The sequence below is a fragment of the Shewanella alkalitolerans genome, assembly GCF_019457575.1.
Lineage (GTDB): Bacteria > Pseudomonadota > Gammaproteobacteria > Enterobacterales > Shewanellaceae > Shewanella > Shewanella loihica.
Map to the genome: position 1 here is coordinate 1,874,203 of NZ_CP080422.1, position 17,428 is coordinate 1,891,630.

Below are 17,428 nucleotides of genomic sequence, written 5' to 3' on the forward strand. Positions count from 1 at the left end.
AAAAAACCAGCGTTATGCTGGTTTTTCTTTATCGGCTGTTTGCCTGCGAATTATTCGTCGCCGTGGTCGCACTCGTCGTTGGTGCAGACACCGTATAGATATAGGCTGTGGTTGGTCAGCTTGATGTTGTGCTTCATGGCGATCTCGTCCTGGCGTCTCTCGATCACTTCATCAGAGAACTCGATCACCTTGCCGCAAGAGAGACACACCAGATGATCATGATGGTGGGTCGAGGCCAGCTCAAATACAGCCTTGCCGCTTTCGAAATGGTGACGGGTGACGATACCCGCGTCATCGAACTGGTTCAGTACACGGTAAACCGTGGCCAGTCCAATCTCTTCGCCAATATCGAGCAATTTCTTATATAGTTCTTCTGCACTGATATGCTGGTTGTCGGGCTCCTGCATCAGCTCGAGGATCTTGACTCGTGGTAAGGTGACCTTTAATCCCGCTTTCTTTAGCGCTTGATTTCCATCTGTCATTATTAATCTCTGGATTGAAGAACCATTAGCAATGCCAATAGTGGTTCAGTAGTTGATGTTGAGAACCATTATAGGGGTTGAATTTGAAAACTTAAACCTTTGATCTTGCATATTGTTCGCATCGGCAGAAATTTGTTCTAAATTGGCCCTACCTGTGTGATTTAGGCTGAATTTAACGCGTACTTTTTGTAATGTTATTGAGACTAATGCCTAATAGCCTAACGGCGATAACTCTGGCAGGATGAAATCTGGTCAACCTGTATCCTGTGGGCGATAGCGACCCACATAAGCATAAAAATAAGGAAGAGGGATGTATCGGCAGATCGTAGTGTTAACTGGGGCGGGGATCTCAGCGGAATCTGGCTTGAGAACCTTTAGGGATCAAGATGGGCTTTGGGAAGAGCATAAAATCGAGGACGTGGCGACGCCCGAGGGTTATGCCCGCGACCCGGAAATGGTGGAGCGCTTCTATAACGAGCGTTGGCAACAGCTTCACAATGGCAAGATAGAACCCAATGCCGCCCACAAGGCGCTAGCGAGGCTCGAGCAGGAGTTCGATGGCCAGCTGTTGGTGGTAACGCAAAACATTGACGACCTGCATGAACGTGCTGGTTCCCGTCGCCTGCTGCATATGCATGGTGAGCTAACCAAGGGACGCTGTCCGCGCTCCCATCAGACCTTTCTGCTGACCGATCACTTTGGGGTCAATCATACCTGTACCTGCTGTATTCCCGCCCAGCGCCTGCGCCCCCACGTAGTCTGGTTCGGCGAGATGCCCATAGGCTTAGATCGCATACAGCATGCGCTGGATACCTGCGATCTCTTTATCGCCATCGGCACCTCGGGCACCGTCTATCCGGCGGCGGGCTTCGTCGACACCGCCAATCATCATGGTGCGCAGACGGTAGAGGTCAACCTGGTGCCAGCGGATCGCCACAGCCAGTTCCAGTATCACCTGCAAGGCAAGGCCAGCGAGATAGTGCCGCAACTGGTGGAGCAGATCCTCGCAGGCGAGGTGATTGGCGAGAAGCCTTTATCTGGCGCCGCTAATGTGTGAGTTAAGGCATGATTCAAGGCGTGAGTTTAAGGTTTGAGGTCAATGCGTGAGCCAATTTGAGTGTGACCTCGGTGACCTCGGTGACCTCGGTGACCTCGGGGAAGAAGCGTTGACACAAGACGCTGCAACTGCTGCGGACAGCCTCAACAGCCGACTGGCGATCATCATGCGCGGCCTGCCGGGGAGTGGTAAGAGTCACTGGGTCGATGGCTTCATTGCCGCTCGCCCCGACGGTGACGCGATTCGCCGCCGCGGCTACTTCTCCACCGACGATCGTTTCATCATCGCGGGCGAGTACCGCTTCGATGCCAGTAAGCTGTCTGAATATCATCAGTTTAACCTTACCGGTTTCATTCAGGCCTTGTCGCGCCAGGAGCCCGTGGTGATCTGCGATAACACCAACATGGCCCACTGGGAGTTTATGGCCTATGAGGCCGCTGCCAAGGCGATGGGCTATCAGGTGCGTATTATGCTGATTGGTGACCCGCAGGATGCGGCGCATCAGGCGCTGTGCGCCGAGCGTAACCAGCATGGCCTGGAGCTCAAGCAGATCCAGGCGATGGCGCGTCAATTCCAGCAGCTGTAAAGACCACAATCTTTCCGATTTATTCTCTTGAGGAAGCAAGATGTTTGCCGTGATTTTTCGGGCCAAGGTGGCCACTTTAGATGCCAGATATGCCGAGATGGCCGCCAAGATGCGGCAGTTGGCGATGGATAAGTATCACTGCCAGGACTTCGTTGCCGTCACCGAAGGCGATCAGGAGATCGCCATCTCCTATTGGCGCAGCGAGGCCGATATTCTGGCCTGGAAACAAGACAGCGAACATAGAATCGCCCAGCAACTCGGCCGCGAGGCCTGGTATGAGAGTTATAAGGTCGAGGTGGTGGAGATCAAGCGTCAGTATCAAGGCTAAGACAAATACTTAACTAGGCCTTTATTGAGAATTAAGCAGAACATTTGCCTCGGAAGGAAAGCCTCAGAAGGAGACGAAACAGTGACTATGGTGCTGATCAGCGATCTTAACAGCGCGGCAAGCCAGACGGCGATAACTTCTGTGCTTAGTCCCTCTGTTCTCAACCAAGGTGCTAATAAGAGCACTAGCCTGGGTTATCTGGCCTCGGGCCATGAGCCGGAGCAAAGCTACTACCTAGGGACTCAGCAGCAGTATGCCCGCTTAGGCATGGCGCTTAGCCATTATCTGGATCTCGAGCAGGGCTATACCCAGGCAGGGTTGGATAGATTACTCAATTGTCAGGCGATTCACCTTGCCGGCGGCGATACCTTTCAATTTCTGGCTCAGGTGCAGAGACGTGGCCTGATGGCGGAGTTTGACGAATATCTCAATCGCGGCGGGATCTTAATCGGGCTCAGCGCCGGCGCCATGCTGATGACGCCAAGCATCGCCTGTGCGCCCCTGTGCGGCGATGAGAATCATCTGGGGCTGAGCGATTTGAATGGTATGGGGCTGCTGCCCTATCAATTTCTGCCCCATAGCGATCTGAGCGATGGCGGAGTTTCGCTCAGTGTCAGGGCCGCTTGCCTGCTTGAGGCCGCTTCTCTGGCCGAGTATCCGCTGATCCTCTGTGGTGAAGAGGATGCCGTTATCGCCACCAAGGCAGGGCTGCGCGGTTTCGGTCAGCCACTTCTGTTCGATGGTGTAAGCCTAATGTCATTAGTTTAAAGGCAACGCCACTATTGCAGCTCCCATAACTCCCAGGTGTTGAGGCGATACTGCTCAGCCAGCGCCAGGGCTTTTTGTTGGTGCCGCAGTGCGTTTGCCTCATCGCCTTGAGATTGATAGTAGAGACTCATCTCCCTGTGCCAGTAGGGGGAGGTTTCGCCCTCTTTAGCAACGCTGTCCAGCAGGGCCTTGGCCCGCGCACCGTCGCCCTTAACGTTAAATCCCTTGGCCACCTGCACTGTCACTATGGTGAGCGAGTCGGGAAATTCCTGCTTTACCGCCGCTAAGATCGCATCGAGTTTATCGAGTTGATTTGACCAGAACAGATACTTGCCAAACTGATAGGCCTGCAGCCACTCGATGTGAAAGCCGGCCCAGTTTGCCTTGCGCTTGGCAAAATAATCCAGCACGGCGCGGTAGTCGCCAAGGGCCAGCATATCGCTGCCATCCAGGCCGTAATCGGGTGATAAAAACAGCAGGCCGTCATTGAGTGCGGGTAGGGCGGTGGTGAAGTGATTTTCGCTCGGGTACTGCTTAAACTGCCAGTGGATCTTTTGCTCGTCATAGTCTTTGAGTGCAGTTACCAGTTCATCGACTCCCATCTCCTGCTCATTAGCCAGGGTCAAGAACAGCGGCGCCTCGATGGGCGCCTTCTGCAAGCGCTGCTTGAGTAATTCGATATAGTGCATCTTGTCATACCAAACGCTCGGGCTCATGGCCAGATAGGCATCGAAGGGGCTGTTTACTTGTGTCATGGCATAGAGGGTAAAGAGGCCGCCCAGCGAGTAGCCGGCCAGCGCCTTGTGGGGATTGGTGCGAAACTGCTGGTCTATGGCGGGTATTAGCTCCCTGGTCAGATAGCGATAGAAGGTGTCTGCGCCGCCAAAGGCCTCGCCCTCGTCGCTCTTCCAGGTGGTGGTGTAGAGATAATCGCTCTGGCCTTGATTGGCGATGCCCACCACTATCATAGGCGCTATCTTGCCCATGCGCGCCAGATGCAGTGCCAAAGCCGATACATGTTGAAATTGAAAGTCGGCGTCCACCACATAGAGCACGGGGTAGTGCCGCGTGTTGCCATGGTAGCCTTCGGGCAGGGAGACCATGTAGCGCCTTGGCGCCTTAAACTCGCTCGAGTCATGGCTATATTCGTATCCCGCGATAATGGCATTGCCACTTGCTGTGACGTCTGCGTTAGCTGGCGTCTTGGCCCATGCCTGAGTGAGGGTCAATAGTAGGCAGACGCAGAGGGATAGGCATTTTCCCAGGGCTGTAGGGGGATTTGTTCTTATTGGTTCTGGTACTGATGTCTTAGGTATTGGAGTCATAAGTCGTCCTGTCCATGTGAAACGAGTAGGCCGATAGCCTTATATTTTTAACCTTATTTTTACCAGTAAATAGTCACTTATGTCTTGCTAAAAAGTGCTTCATCTTGCCTTTTCTATCCATTAACTATTGTTTTTAATCGCTTTACTCATGTTTTGCAGCAGCAGGCTAGCCTATTCCCCTTGTTGCGCACACCACCAAAAACAGCATCTTGTCGCCAAGCTGTAAATTCAGCCTGACAAGACATTAGACTAAAGTTAGTGAAATTCGACCAGTTAATGCTTGCTTTACGTTCGCGTAAACGTCACAGTGATATTATTTGAACATGATCACACTCCCCAAGGGGAGTCGTGTGATGTGAGCGCATAAGTACCTTGAATGGAGCGGAAGATGAGTACAGAGCAAACTAACCAAGAAATCGTGATTGTCGCGGCTAAACGCACCCCAATGGGCGGATTCCAGGGATCCCTTTCCAGCGTGCCGTCACCGACACTCGCCGCCACGGCGATCAAGGGACTCATGGACGCTGCCGGCGTTCAGGGTGGCGATGTCAACGAAGTCTTGATGGGCTGCGTATTACCGGCAGGCCTGGGTCAGGCGCCGGCGCGTCAGGCAACCTTAGGTGCGGATCTTCCCCTATCTGTGGGCGCGACCACAGTCAACAAGGTGTGTGGTTCAGGCATGAAGACAGTCATGCTGGCTCACGACCTGATCAAGGCCGGTAGCGCCGATGTCGTGATCGCCGGTGGCATGGAGAGCATGAGCCAGGCGCCTTACCTGTTAGATAAGGCGCGCGGCGGCATGCGCATGGGTCATGGCAAGGTGCTGGATCACATGTTCCTCGATGGTCTGGAAGATGCTTACACAGGCGGCGCCATGGGCACCTTTGCCCAGAAGACAGCCGATGATTTTGGTATTACCCGTGAGGCGATGGATAACTTCGCCCTGAGCTCGCTACAAAAAGCTAACGCAGCGATCGAATCTGGCGCATTCAAGGACGAGATAGTGCCGGTTACCGTGGCAAGCCGCAAAGGCGATCTTGTTGTCGATACCGACGAGCAGCCAGGTAACGCCAGACCCGAGAAGATCCCAACTCTGCGTCCCGCTTTTGCTAAAGAGGGGACTATCACAGCCGCTAACTCAAGCTCTATCTCAGATGGCGCTGCCGTGTTGATGCTGATGAGTGCCGATGAGGCGAGCAAGCGTGGTCTAGAAGTACTGGCCACTATCAAGGGCCATACTACCCATTCACAAGAGCCTTCTATGTTCACCACGGCGCCAGTGGGTGCCATGAACAAGCTGCTGGATAAGGTGAACTGGTCGAAAGATGAGGTGGATCTGTTTGAGATCAACGAAGCCTTCGCCATGGTCACCATGCTTGCCATCTCTGAACTTGGCCTGGATGAGGCTAAGGTCAACGTCAATGGCGGCGCCTGCGCCCTGGGCCATCCTATCGGCTGCTCGGGTGCCCGCGTGCTGGTGACGCTTATTCACGCCCTGAAGGCCAGAGGTCTTAAGCGTGGCGTGGCATCACTGTGTATCGGCGGTGGTGAAGCCACGGCCATGGCTATCGAAGTGTAATTCCCTTATTTAGGCTCGCCATCGCGAGCCTATGCATTCACCCATGATTATGTGAGTTTTTTGCTGTCACTTACATAGCAGATCATCAGGCAGCGGCATTCGCCCAGGCCTGTTAGACGTATTTAGGAAAGCGATATGACAACTCAAGTAAAACATTACATCGACGGTCAGTTTATTTTAGGTAGCGGCCAGCAACAGATCTCTGTCACCAATCCGGCGAACAACGAGGTGATTGCCACCATCAACGCCGCTACGGTAGAAGAAGTTGAAACCGCCATCGCCAGCGCCAAGCAAGCCTTTGCTACCTGGAAAGAGGTGCCTGTGTCTGAGCGTGCGCGCGTCATGTTCCGTTACCAGCACCTATTAAAGCTGCATCACGATGAGATCGCCACCATCCTGGCCCAGGAAACCGGTAAGACGTTCGAAGATGCCAAGGGCGATGTATGGCGCGGAATCGAGGTGGCCGAGCATGCCTGTAATATCGCCAGTCTGATCATGGGTGAAACCGTTGAAAACGTGGCCCGCAGCATTGACACCTATAGCTACACCCAGCCGCTGGGTGTGTGCGCCGGTATTACGCCGTTTAACTTCCCTGCGATGATCCCACTGTGGATGTTCCCATTGGCGATCGCCTGTGGTAACACCTTCGTGCTTAAGCCATCAGAGCAAGATCCGTTGACGCCACAGCGTCTGGTTGAGCTGTTCGAAGAAGCCGGCGCGCCTAAAGGCGTACTGCAGCTGGTACATGGCGACAAGACGGCGGTAGACGTGCTGCTTAGCCATCAGGATATCAAGGCGATCTCTTTCGTCGGCTCTGTGGGCGTGGGTCAGTACATCTATAAGACAGGTACCGACAACCTCAAGCGCGTTCAGGCCTTTGCCGGTGCCAAGAACCACTGTGTCATCATGCCAGATGCCAACAAGCAGCAGGTGATCAACAACCTGGTAGGCGCCTCTGTGGGCGCGGCCGGTCAGCGCTGTATGGCCCTGTCGGTAGCGGTATTTGTCGGCGAAGCCAAGAAGTGGATCCCTGAGTTGCGTGACGCCATCGCCAAGGTCAGACCCGGCGTATGGGACGATAAAGACGCGGCTTATGGCCCGGTTATCAGCCCTGCCGCCAAGGAGCGTGTGCTTAAGCTGATTGCTCAGGGTAAGGAAGAGGGCGCCGAGTGTCTGCTGGACGGTAGCGATTTCACTGTCGAAGGCTATGAAAATGGCAACTGGGTTGGCCCAACCATGTTTACCAATGTGACCACAGACATGAGCATCTACAAGGAAGAGATCTTCGGTCCTGTGCTCTGCTGCATGGAAGTCGAGTCGCTGGAAGAGGCGATCGAGCTGGTCAACAACAGCCCATACGGTAACGGTACCTCTATCTTTACCGCATGCGGCGCCGCGGCTCGTAAGTATCAGCACAATATCGAAGTGGGTCAGGTAGGGATCAACGTGCCTATTCCTGTGCCACTGCCATTCTTCTCGTTTACCGGTTGGAAGGGCAGCTTCTACGGCGATCAACACGCCTATGGTAAGCAGGCGGTGCGTTTCTACACAGAGACCAAGACTATTACCGCTCGTTGGTTCGAGACAGATATCGTCGAGGCGGAGCACCATGCGCCTAACATGACCATTGCCCTGAAATAAGCGGCAGTAATAGACCTTGCAAGGTAAAAGCGATAAGGCCGGGGCCGAATCGCTTTTATCATTACTAGCCTTCAACAAGTTAAGCGCCGCCATAAATAAGCCGGGTCCTGGAGCCAAATAAAAAGGGCCAAGGCAAATACAAAGGCGCGAAAGGAGAGATCAGATGGATTTTAATCTGAATGAAGACCAACGTCAGTTCGCCGAACTGGCTACCCAATTCGCCCAAGAAGAGCTGGCACCCTTTGCCGCCAAGTGGGACGAAGAACATCATTTCCCTAAAGACGTGATCCAAAAAGCCGGTGAGTTGGGCTTCTGCTCGCTTTACTCGCCCGAGTCGGAAGGCGGCATGGGCCTGTCACGTCTGGATTCATCCATTATTTTCGAGCAGCTCGCCATGGGCTGTACCGCCACCACCGCCATGCTGACCATTCACAACATGGCCACCTGGATGGTGACCAGCTTTGGTTCTCAGACCCTGCGCGACGAATGGTCTGAGGCGCTGACGACTGGCACCAAGCTGGCCTCATACTGTTTGACCGAGGCGGGTGCGGGCAGCGATGCGGCGTCACTCAAGACCAAGGCGGTACGTGAAGGCGATGAGTATGTGATCTCAGGTGCCAAGATGTTTATCTCGGGTGCAGGCTCTACCGAGCTGTTAGTGGTGATGTGCCGCACCGGCGACGCTGGTCCTAAGGGGATCTCGGCCATCGCCATCCCGGCCGATGCCGCAGGGATCACCTACGGTAAGGCGGAAGATAAGATGGGCTGGAACGCCCAGCCGACCCGCGAGATCACCTTTGACAAGGTGCGTGTGCCTGTGACCAACCTACTGGGTGAAGAGGGCCAGGGCTTTACCTTTGCCATGAAGGGCCTGGACGGCGGTCGTATCAACATCGCCACCTGCTCTGTGGGCACCGCGCAGGCGGCGCTTGAGCGCGCCCTGCAATATATGAATGAGCGTCAGCAGTTTGGTAAGCCTATTGCCGCCTTCCAGGCGCTACAATTCAAGCTGGCCGACATGGCGACAGAATTGGTCGCCGCCCGTCAGATGGTGCGTCTGGCCGCCTTTAAACTCGACTCTGGCGATCCAGAGGCGACCGCCTACTGTGCCATGGCGAAACGCTTTGCCACAGACGTGGGCTTTAACGTGTGTGACAGCGCGCTGCAGCTACACGGCGGCTATGGCTATATCCGCGAATACCCGCTGGAGCGTCATTTCCGCGACGTACGCGTGCACCAGATCCTAGAGGGCACCAACGAGATCATGCGTCTCATCATTGCCCGTCGTCTACTCGACGAAAACGCCAGCCAAATCTTATAGTCAGGGAGAAGAGAGATGACAGCGATAGTTGAACAGATCATCGGTCATACCGCCGTACTGACCATGAACAACCCACCGGCCAATACCTGGACGGCCGACAGCCTGGCACTGCTGAAGCAGAAGGTCACCGAGCTGAACGCGAATAAGGAGATCTACGCCCTGGTGCTGACCGGCGAAGGCGAGAAGTTTTTCAGCGCCGGCGCCGATCTCAAGCTATTTGCCGACGGTGATAAGGGTAATGCCGCCACCATGGCAAAACACTTTGGCGAGGCCTTCGAGGCCCTGAGCGGCTTTCGCGGCGTCTCTATCGCCGCCATCAACGGCTACGCCATGGGAGGCGGTCTAGAGGTTGCGCTGGCCTGTGATATCCGTATCGCCGAGTCTCAGGCCGTGATGGCACTGCCAGAAGCCACAGTCGGCCTGCTGCCATGTGCCGGTGGTACCCAGAACCTGACGGCCCTGGTGGGCGAAGGCTGGGCCAAGCGCATGATCCTCTGCGGTGAGCGTGTAGGCGCCGACAAGGCGCTGAGTATTGGTCTTATCGAAGAGGTGGTTGACAAGGGAGCAGCCCTTGATGCCGCCATGGCGCTGGCCGAGAAGGTGGCTAACCAGAGCCCAAGCAGCGTGACAGTATGTAAGCAGTTGATCCAATCGGGCCGCGCCATGCCGCGCACTCAGGCGCTGCCACTAGAGCGTGAGCTATTCGTTGGCCTGTTCGATACCGAAGATCAGGCCGAAGGGGTTAACGCCTTCCTGGAGAAGCGCAAAGCAAACTGGAAGAACCGCTAATGACTGAGCAGACTAATTGTGTGGTCTTTCAGACCTTAGGGACCTTATCGGGTAAGCTGGTGGGCGTGGCCACCCTCAACATGGAGAAGGCACTTAACGCCCTCAACATGGAGATGGTGCGCGCGCTGACTACTCAGTTGACCGCCTGGGCCGACGATGACGCCATCGCCATGGTGGTACTGGACGGTGCGGGCGAGAAGGCCTTCTGCGCCGGTGGCGATGTACGCGCCCTCTATCAGGCGGCCCGTGAGTTGCCGGGCGAGATCCCCGAGGTGACTCAGGACTTCTTTACCCGAGAATATTTCCTCGACCATCTGCTGCATACCTTCGACAAGCCAGTGCTTGTGTGGGGTGATGGCATCGTCATGGGCGGCGGCCTCGGCCTGATGGCCGGTGCCAGCCACCGTGTGGTGACCGAGCGTTCTCGCATCGCCATGCCAGAGGTGACTATCGGCCTCTATCCCGATGTGGGCGGCAGCTACTTCCTCAACCGCATGCCGGGCCATGTCGGCCGTTTCCTGGGGATGACCGCCTATAATATGGATGGCGCCGACGCCTTCTATGTTGGCCTGGGTAATCACTACCTGAATTCAAGTGACAAGCAGCCACTGTTCGATGCGCTTTCAAGCATCGATTGGGAAAGCGATGTCTGTGCTAACCACGGCAAGCTCAATGCGCTGCTTGAGGCGATGTCGAGCCGCTGCGCCCTGCCGATGGGCGAGAGTATCCTCGAGCAGCATCAAGGCGAGATCGATGCCCTGATGGACGGTGAACTCAATGAGATAATGACCAGAGTGAAGGCGGTTGAAGACGCCGAGCCTTGGCTTTCGCGCGCCCTCAGCACCATGCTGGCAGGCAGCCCGCTGAGTCTGCACCTGGTGTATCAGCAGTCGCTGCTAGGCACTGAGCTGAGCCTGAGTCAGGTCTTCCAGCTGGAGTTGGGACTGAGCTGTAACTGCTGCTCAATCGGTGATTTTGCCGAAGGGGTGAGGGCACTGCTTATCGATAAGGACCGTCAGCCCCAGTGGCTGTATGACACCGTCGAAGCCGTTCCACAAGAGATGGTCAAGTCACTGATGACCTCGCCATGGGATCCGCAAAACGATCCACTGCGCACCTTAGGCCAATAATTTTTCAGGCAAAGCCTGAGGAAAAGGAGCAAAACATGAATACAGTTGCATTTATCGGATTAGGTAACATGGGTGGCCCGATGGCGGTCAACCTGGTGAAGGCTGGCTACACGGTTAAGGCCTTCGATCTCTCTCAGGCGGCCCTGAGCCATGTGGTCGAGGAGGGCGCCATGCAGGCGCCGAGTGCCTGCGCGGCAGCGGCGGCGGCCGATGTGGTGATCACCATGTTGCCTGCGGGCAAGCATGTACGCAGTCTCTATCTGGGAGACGAGCAGAACAAAGGCATTATAGATGTGGTGGCCGACGGCACCCTGCTCATCGACTGTTCTACCATAGACGCCGAGAGCGCGCGCTTTGTCGCCGAACAGGCCAAGGCCAAGGGGCTCGAGTTTATCGACGCGCCAGTATCGGGCGGCACAGCCGGTGCAGCGGCTGGCACCCTGACCTTCATCTGTGGCGGCAGCGATACCGCCTTCGAGCAGGCCCAAGGCGTGCTGAATGTTATGGGCGCCAATATCTTCCACGCAGGTGGCCCTGGCGCCGGTCAGGTGGCCAAGATCTGTAATAACATGCTCTTGTCTGTTTTGATGGTCGGCACCAGCGAGTCGATTCAGATGGGGATCGACCACGGACTGGATCCTAAGGTGCTCTCAGAGATCATGAAGGTCAGTAGTGGTGGTAATTGGACGCTAGATAAATATAATCCTTGTCCAGATGTGATGGAAAACGTGCCATCATCAAATGGTTACCAGGGTGGATTCATGGTTGATCTTATGGTGAAAGACTTAGGTCTGTCCCAGGAGGCGGCCTTGCTCTCTAACTCGAGCACCCCAATGGGCGCCTTGGCCCGTAGCCTGTACGTGAATCATGCCCGCCAGGGCAATGGTAAACGTGATTTCTCCAGTATTTTTGAGCAGTTTAATAAAAAAGGGTAAGTTGATGGATTTAAAAGATAAGGTTGTTGTCATCACAGGTGGTGCCGGTGGTTTAGGTTTTGCGATGGCCCAAGAACTTGCCGCTGCGGGTGCCAAGCTGGCACTTATCGATGTGGATCAGGAGAAGCTAGAGCGCGCCTGTGCCGACATCGGCGATACCACTGAGGTGCAAGGTTACGCCTTCGACATTACCGATGAAGAAGATGTGGTGGCTGGTTTCGGTTATATCCTCGAAGATTTCGGCCAGGTCAACGTGCTGGTCAACAACGCGGGGATCCTGCTCGATGGCATGCTGGTGAAGGCCAAAGAGGGTGAGGTGACTGATCGCATGTCGCTGGCGCAGTTCCAGGCGGTGATCAATGTAAACCTGACCGGCTCATTCCTCTGCGGACGTGAAGCCGCGGCGGCCATGATCACCTCTAAGCAGCAGGGTGTTATCGTTAACATCTCTAGCCTGGCGAAGGCCGGTAACATTGGCCAGACCAACTACGCGGCCTCTAAGGCGGGCGTAGCCGCCATGTCTGTGGGCTGGGCGAAAGAGCTGGCACGCTACAATATCCGTAGCGCCGCTGTGGCGCCGGGTGTTATCGAGACTGAGATGACGGCGGCGATGAAGCCTGAGGCGCTGGAGCGTCTGGAGAAGATGGTGCCGGTTGGACGTCTGGGCCAGGCAAGCGAAATCGCCTCTACCGTTAAGTTCATCATCGAAAACGACTATGTAAACGGTCGCGTGTTCGAAATAGACGGCGGTATCCGCATCTAAGTCGTTCATTTTAGTTGTGCGAAACGGGCCCAGTGCCCGTTTTTTTATGGCGACGCCTATCCTTGGTAAAGGCGCTATGTGCTAAGGCGTGCCACTTGATGTAATCTAAGGAAGGTGCGAATAAGTCCCGTGCTTGCTCTGCGTGTGCTTAAAGTGGATAGATGCAAGGCACAGTTTGCAGCGAATGGCCCTAGTCCTTCGCAAGAACTGTAACGCAGAAAATACCGCTGTAAGCCTCGCCCTGCGGGGCTTTGATAGCAACACCATTTCGGCGTTATTCAACTTCAGCAGGCCTCGGCATGCCCTCAGTTGAATGCCTTGAACTGTCGCTGCTATCAAAGCCAGAGCTGTGCGATGACTTGTTCGCACCTTCCCTAATACCAATCACGGTAAGTAAGTGATCAGAAATAGCCCGGGAAAAACGGTCGAGAACAAGGCAGGATTTTCGATAAGTAGTTATTCTACAATCAAAAAGCGTAACGCCGTTATCGGAGGTTTTAACAAGCTAGCATGATCAGTTATTTACCACGATTGGTATAACCTTATGAGTAATAAAAGAAAGATGATATGGTTTGAACAAGCAACTAAGACACTGATGCTAATCGTGGGTGTCATTGGGGTGGTGGTGATCTATGCTGGTTTCTTCTTTCTGCTGATAACCCAGTCTACGGCCAGCTTCTTGCCCTGGTATATTCTGATCTCCCCCTGGCTCTGCATCTACTTCGGCCTCAGCGGTGAGAAGCAGAGGCTCACTCTCCTGTGGTTGCGACGTAAGTTATTCTTTTGGCGTAAATTCAAGTGAAGTAAGACTATGGCGCGACGGTTCAAAAACCTGACTCTGGTGCTGATCATGGTGGCCGTGGCCGCCGTACTCTCGATGCGCCTTTTTCAGGTCGAGCCTCCCGAGCAGCCCCGAGATAAGCGTAGCGGCCGTTTTATCGCCGACTACGGCAGCTGGCACTCGGTGCTCTCCGCCAAGCAGGTCTATGCCCCCTCGGACAGCTTCGGCGTCCTCAGGCCCATGGAGGGCGGGCTCTATTTCACCCAGGCAGACGCAGAACGCGGCGGCAAGGTGGGGGTCAATAAGCTCACGTCAAAGGGGGAGGTAGCGAGCATCATAGCTCCCGAATTCGATGTGAAGAGCCGGGTGCACGAGTATGGCGGCGCCCCCGTGCTGGCCATAGGCAACAGCCTGTTTGCGGTGAAAAGTGACGATCAGCGCCTCTACCGTATCGCCCCCAATCAGGCGCCCGTGGCCCTAACGCCAGCAGATACGCGTCACGCCGACTGTGTCTCTTACCCTAAAGGTTCGCGCATCATCTGTGTGCGCGAAGATCACCGCCTGGCAGGGGATCCCACCGCCAGTATAGTAGCGTTAAACCTCAATTTTGAAAACGAAGGTGAGACTTTGGTCAGCGGTAGTGATTTTTACGCCGCGCCCCGTGTCTCACCGGATAATCGCCAGCTGGCCTGGATAAGCTGGCAGCAACCAAATATGCCCTGGGATAACACTGAGCTCTGGGTAGCCGATCTCGACCCCAAGGGCGGCATCAAGAATCCAAGACGCCTGCTAGCCAATCTTCAAGGCGCCATCACTCAGCCGCTCTACAGCCCCGGCGGTGAGCTCTATGTGGTGGCCGATTTCAACAACTGGTGGAACCTCTATCGCATCACGCCTGAGGGCGAGGCTCAGCCTGTGCTAGAGCTGGCAGGTGAGTTTGCCCGGCCCGACTGGCTGCTGGGCAACCACAGCTATGCCTTCGAGTCTGAGGAGCAGCTGATCGCCAGCGTGCAGACAGAGGGCAGGACATACCTGCTTAGGCTGCATACCCAGCTGGGGATCAGTGAGTCGATTGCCGCCGAGTTTGCCGAGGTTAAACAGGTGGTTAAGGGGCCGGACGGCGTCTATTTCATCGGCAGTAAGATAACACCGGAGAAGGGGATCTATCGCATTCGGGGTCGGGGCGTCGAGTGGGTATATGGGCCCAGGGTGACGCCCCTCGACCCTCGCTACATCTCACGCGCCGAGTCCATACAGTTTACCTCAGACATCAGTGGGCTGCCGGTTTATGGCTACTTCTACGGCCCCATGAACCCAGATTATATCGCGCCGGACGATCAACGCCCGCCGCTGATCGTCATGTTGCATGGCGGGCCTACCTGGCGAGCCAGCCTGAGTTTTCGCCGGGATATCCAGTTCTGGACCAGTCGCGGCTTCGCGGTGCTGGATGTCAACTACCGTGGTAGCTCAGGTTTTGGCCGAGACTATCGTCAGAGTCTCTATGGCCTGTGGGGCAGGGCCGAGGTGGAAGATGCTATCGAGGCGGCCGATTATGTGATGGACAAGGGCTGGGTGGATGCCGACAAGGTAGCCATTCGCGGCATGAGCGCCGGCGGCTTTAGCGTGCTCTCGGCGATGGCGTTCTATCATACCTTCAAGGCTGGTGTGGTCTACTCGGGGATCAGCGATCTCGAGGCCCTTGATCGGGAGACCCATAAGTTTGAGCAGGGCTATCTGCATCATCTGGTGGGGGAGCTTAAACCTAACTCACCCCTCTATCGTCAGCGCTCGCCTTTATATCACTTAGACGATCTCAAGGCGCCGCTGCTGCTGGTGCAGGGGGCCAAGGATCCTATCGTGCCCGCGAGGCAGTCAGAGGCCATCTATGCCGCGCTGAAACGCCGGGGCGTACCCGTGGCCTACTTGCAATTTGACGATGAGGGCCACGGGGTGAAGAAGCCGTTGAATCGCATCGCCGCGCTCAACGCCGAATTATCCTTTTATGGTCAGGTGTTTGGCTTCACGCCAGCCGATAAGCTGAGTCCGCTGACCATAGATAACGCGCTCGCCCTAGGCCATTAAAGACGGCAGAGAAACTAAGCGGAAAAGCGGCGGAAAATCGCCCGCTTAAGTTGCTAAAATCCCCTAAAGTGGCTATAGTAGCGCGCTTTAAAATATCCCTTTAGCGCAGTTTTTCATCAGCTTGTCATCGGCAGCCGATAGGGTGTTTGTTGAGTAAGCTACTAGACTCAAACAGGCGTCACTTCGCTTAACTACTATTTTCGGAATTTCACATTGATCACGACAGCTAACATCACCATGCAGTTTGGCTCTAAGCCGCTGTTTGAAAACATCTCAGTAAAATTTGGCGGCGGTAACCGTTACGGCCTTATCGGTGCCAACGGTTGTGGTAAATCAACCTTCATGAAGATCCTCGGCGGCGAACTCGAGCCAACATCGGGCAACGTCTCTCTGGATGTGAACGAGCGTCTGGGTAAGCTGAGCCAGAACCAGTTTGGTTACGAAGAGTTTAACGTGGTCGATACCGTGATCATGGGCCACACCGAGCTGTGGAAGGTGAAACAAGAGCGTGACCGCATCTATTCGCTACCTGAGATGAGCGAAGAAGATGGCATCAAGGTGGCCGAGCTGGAGATGGAATTTGCCGAGATGGACGGTTACACCGCAGAAAGCCGCGCCGGCGAGCTGCTGCTGGGTGTGGGTATTCCACTGGAGCAACACTTCGGTCTGATGAGCGAAATCGCTCCAGGTTTCAAGCTGCGTGTGCTGCTGGCCCAGGCGCTGTTTAGCGATCCCGATGTACTGCTGCTCGACGAACCCACCAACAACCTGGATATCGACACCATCCGCTGGTTGCAAGAGATGCTTAACCAGCGTAACAGCACAATGATCATCATCTCGCACGACAGATACTTCCTCAACTCTGTCTGTACCCATATGGCGGATCTCGACTATGGTGAGCTGCGTGTTTATCCGGGTAACTATGATGAATACATGACGGCAGCGAGCCAGGCGCGTGAGCGTCTACTTTCCGATAACGCCAAGAAGAAGGCGCAGATCGCCGAGCTACAAGGCTTCGTGGCGCGTTTCTCGGCCAACGCCTCTAAGGCGAAGCAGGCGACCTCTCGTGCCAAGCAGATTGAGAAGATCAAGCTGGAAGAGGTTAAGGCCTCAAGCCGCGTCAACCCCTTCATCCGTTTCGAGCAGGAGAAGAAGCTGTTCCGTAACGCCTTGGTGGTTGAGGAGCTGTCTAAGGGTTATGACGACGGCCCACTGTTCAAAGACTTTAACCTGATCGCCGAAGTGGGCGAGCGCATCGCGGTACTGGGTGAGAACGGTGTGGGTAAGACCACCATGCTGCGTACCCTGATCCACGATATCCCGCAAGATACAGGTACCATTCAGTGGTCTGAAAACTCGGCCATCGGTTACTACGCGCAGGATCATGAATCGGATTTCGAAAACGACATGACACTGTTTGATTGGATGAGTCAGTGGCGTAAACCGGAAGATGACGATCAGAGTGTACGTGGTTACCTCGGTCGTATGCTGTTCAGCTCAGACGATATTAAGAAGTCGGTACGTGTACTCTCAGGTGGTGAGAAGGGCCGTATGCTGTTTGGTAAGCTGATCATGCAAAAGCCAAACATTTTGGTGATGGATGAGCCGACCAACCACTTGGATATGGAATCTATTGAGTCGCTCAACAACGCGCTGGAGATGTATGAAGGTACACTGATCTTCGTCAGTCACGACCGCGCCTTCGTATCGTCGCTGGCCACCCGCATCATAGAGATCACCCCACAGGGCGTGAACGACTTCAAGGGTACCTATGATGAATTCCTGCGCAGCAAAGGCGTAGAGGAATAATCGATTAGGTATCTTGCCTAATAAAAAGCCCAAGTGATTAAAGACTTGGGCT

At 55.0% G+C, this 17,428-nt stretch carries 16 protein-coding genes; 14 read left to right on the plus strand and 2 right to left on the minus strand.

Annotated features, from left to right (window positions below; translation table 11 throughout):
- Positions 1-50: 50 nt before the first annotated feature.
- The gene (gene fur, locus K0J45_RS08435) at positions 51-482 is read right to left on the minus strand and encodes a ferric iron uptake transcriptional regulator (protein WP_011865460.1); all 432 of its coding nucleotides are present in this window, start codon (positions 480-482) and stop codon (positions 51-53) included.
- 310 nt (positions 483-792) lie between these two features.
- Here fur and cobB point away from each other — a divergent pair, with 310 nt between their 5' ends.
- The 4 genes from cobB (at position 793) to K0J45_RS08455 (ending at position 3,221) form a co-directional block, all read left to right on the plus strand.
- The gene (gene cobB / locus K0J45_RS08440) at positions 793-1,539 is read left to right on the plus strand and encodes a Sir2 family NAD+-dependent deacetylase (RefSeq protein ID WP_011865461.1); all 747 of its coding nucleotides are present in this window, start codon (positions 793-795) and stop codon (positions 1,537-1,539) included.
- 166 nt (positions 1,540-1,705) lie between these two features.
- A complete protein-coding gene (locus K0J45_RS08445) occupies positions 1,706-2,125 on the plus strand; it encodes an AAA family ATPase (RefSeq protein WP_220045256.1) in 420 nt (139 codons plus the stop codon).
- Positions 2,126-2,165: 40 nt separating this feature from the next.
- Positions 2,166-2,453, plus strand: a complete 288-nt coding sequence (locus K0J45_RS08450; protein WP_220044959.1) for an antibiotic biosynthesis monooxygenase family protein — start codon at positions 2,166-2,168, stop codon at positions 2,451-2,453.
- A gap of 87 nt (positions 2,454-2,540) precedes the next feature.
- Positions 2,541-3,221, plus strand: a complete 681-nt coding sequence (locus tag K0J45_RS08455; protein ID WP_258406828.1) for a peptidase E — start codon at positions 2,541-2,543, stop codon at positions 3,219-3,221.
- 11 nt (positions 3,222-3,232) lie between these two features.
- On the opposite strand, the gene K0J45_RS08460 is transcribed toward K0J45_RS08455, so the two are convergent.
- Complete coding sequence (locus K0J45_RS08460; RefSeq protein WP_220044961.1) at positions 3,233-4,546, minus strand: alpha/beta hydrolase-fold protein; 1,314 nt, start codon at positions 4,544-4,546, stop codon at positions 3,233-3,235.
- 388 nt (positions 4,547-4,934) lie between these two features.
- On the opposite strand from K0J45_RS08460, the gene K0J45_RS08465 reads away from it, so the two are divergent.
- From K0J45_RS08465 to K0J45_RS08510, 10 genes are all read left to right on the plus strand, one after another.
- Positions 4,935-6,125 carry a thiolase family protein gene (locus tag K0J45_RS08465; protein WP_220044962.1) on the plus strand — a complete coding sequence of 397 codons (1,191 nt, stop codon included), beginning with the start codon at positions 4,935-4,937 and terminating at the stop codon, positions 6,123-6,125.
- A gap of 135 nt (positions 6,126-6,260) precedes the next feature.
- The gene (locus K0J45_RS08470; protein WP_144198845.1) at positions 6,261-7,766 is read left to right on the plus strand and encodes a CoA-acylating methylmalonate-semialdehyde dehydrogenase; all 1,506 of its coding nucleotides are present in this window, start codon (positions 6,261-6,263) and stop codon (positions 7,764-7,766) included.
- Between the two features lie 163 nt (positions 7,767-7,929).
- Positions 7,930-9,087 (plus strand): acyl-CoA dehydrogenase family protein, encoded by a 1,158-nt coding sequence (locus tag K0J45_RS08475; RefSeq protein WP_220044963.1) that lies wholly within the window; start codon positions 7,930-7,932, stop codon positions 9,085-9,087.
- A gap of 15 nt (positions 9,088-9,102) precedes the next feature.
- On the plus strand, positions 9,103-9,876 hold the full coding sequence (locus K0J45_RS08480) for an enoyl-CoA hydratase (protein ID WP_220044964.1): 774 nt from the start codon (positions 9,103-9,105) through the stop codon (positions 9,874-9,876).
- Complete coding sequence (locus K0J45_RS08485; RefSeq protein ID WP_220044965.1) at positions 9,876-11,006, plus strand: enoyl-CoA hydratase/isomerase family protein; 1,131 nt, start codon at positions 9,876-9,878, stop codon at positions 11,004-11,006. The genes K0J45_RS08480 and K0J45_RS08485 overlap by 1 nt, the downstream gene beginning before the upstream one ends.
- A gap of 35 nt (positions 11,007-11,041) precedes the next feature.
- A complete protein-coding gene (gene mmsB / locus K0J45_RS08490; protein WP_144198853.1) occupies positions 11,042-11,941 on the plus strand; it encodes a 3-hydroxyisobutyrate dehydrogenase in 900 nt (299 codons plus the stop codon).
- A 4-nt stretch (positions 11,942-11,945) separates the two neighbouring features.
- Positions 11,946-12,704: an SDR family oxidoreductase gene (locus K0J45_RS08495; protein WP_011865472.1), complete on the plus strand. Its 759-nt coding sequence runs from the start codon at positions 11,946-11,948 to the stop codon at positions 12,702-12,704.
- 544 nt (positions 12,705-13,248) lie between these two features.
- Positions 13,249-13,506, plus strand: a complete 258-nt coding sequence (locus K0J45_RS08500; RefSeq protein ID WP_220044966.1) for a hypothetical protein — start codon at positions 13,249-13,251, stop codon at positions 13,504-13,506.
- A gap of 9 nt (positions 13,507-13,515) precedes the next feature.
- Positions 13,516-15,567, plus strand: a complete 2,052-nt coding sequence (locus K0J45_RS08505; protein WP_220044967.1) for a S9 family peptidase — start codon at positions 13,516-13,518, stop codon at positions 15,565-15,567.
- Between the two features lie 213 nt (positions 15,568-15,780).
- A complete protein-coding gene (locus K0J45_RS08510; RefSeq protein WP_011865475.1) occupies positions 15,781-17,376 on the plus strand; it encodes an ABC-F family ATPase in 1,596 nt (531 codons plus the stop codon).
- The last annotated feature ends 52 nt before the right edge of the window (positions 17,377-17,428 follow it).

Excerpts from the sequence above, each read along its gene's own strand:
- cobB (WP_011865461.1), top strand. The coding sequence starts at position 793 with ATGTATCGGCAGATCGTAGTGTTAACTGGGGCGGGGATCTCAGCGGAA.
- K0J45_RS08475 (WP_220044963.1), top strand. The coding sequence starts at position 7,930 with ATGGATTTTAATCTGAATGAAGACCAACGTCAGTTCGCCGAACTGGCT.
- K0J45_RS08455 (WP_258406828.1), top strand. The coding sequence starts at position 2,541 with ATGGTGCTGATCAGCGATCTTAACAGCGCGGCAAGCCAGACGGCGATA.
- K0J45_RS08505 (WP_220044967.1), top strand. The coding sequence starts at position 13,516 with ATGGCGCGACGGTTCAAAAACCTGACTCTGGTGCTGATCATGGTGGCC.
- K0J45_RS08500 (WP_220044966.1), top strand. The coding sequence starts at position 13,249 with ATGAGTAATAAAAGAAAGATGATATGGTTTGAACAAGCAACTAAGACA.
- mmsB (WP_144198853.1), top strand. The coding sequence starts at position 11,042 with ATGAATACAGTTGCATTTATCGGATTAGGTAACATGGGTGGCCCGATG.
- K0J45_RS08495 (WP_011865472.1), top strand. The coding sequence starts at position 11,946 with ATGGATTTAAAAGATAAGGTTGTTGTCATCACAGGTGGTGCCGGTGGT.
- K0J45_RS08485 (WP_220044965.1), top strand. The coding sequence starts at position 9,876 with ATGACTGAGCAGACTAATTGTGTGGTCTTTCAGACCTTAGGGACCTTA.
- K0J45_RS08465 (WP_220044962.1), top strand. The coding sequence starts at position 4,935 with ATGAGTACAGAGCAAACTAACCAAGAAATCGTGATTGTCGCGGCTAAA.
- K0J45_RS08450 (WP_220044959.1), top strand. The coding sequence starts at position 2,166 with ATGTTTGCCGTGATTTTTCGGGCCAAGGTGGCCACTTTAGATGCCAGA.
- K0J45_RS08445 (WP_220045256.1), top strand. The coding sequence starts at position 1,706 with ATGCGCGGCCTGCCGGGGAGTGGTAAGAGTCACTGGGTCGATGGCTTC.
- fur (WP_011865460.1), bottom strand. The coding sequence starts at position 482 with ATGACAGATGGAAATCAAGCGCTAAAGAAAGCGGGATTAAAGGTCACC.
- K0J45_RS08480 (WP_220044964.1), top strand. The coding sequence starts at position 9,103 with ATGACAGCGATAGTTGAACAGATCATCGGTCATACCGCCGTACTGACC.
- K0J45_RS08460 (WP_220044961.1), bottom strand. The coding sequence starts at position 4,546 with ATGACTCCAATACCTAAGACATCAGTACCAGAACCAATAAGAACAAAT.
- K0J45_RS08470 (WP_144198845.1), top strand. The coding sequence starts at position 6,261 with ATGACAACTCAAGTAAAACATTACATCGACGGTCAGTTTATTTTAGGT.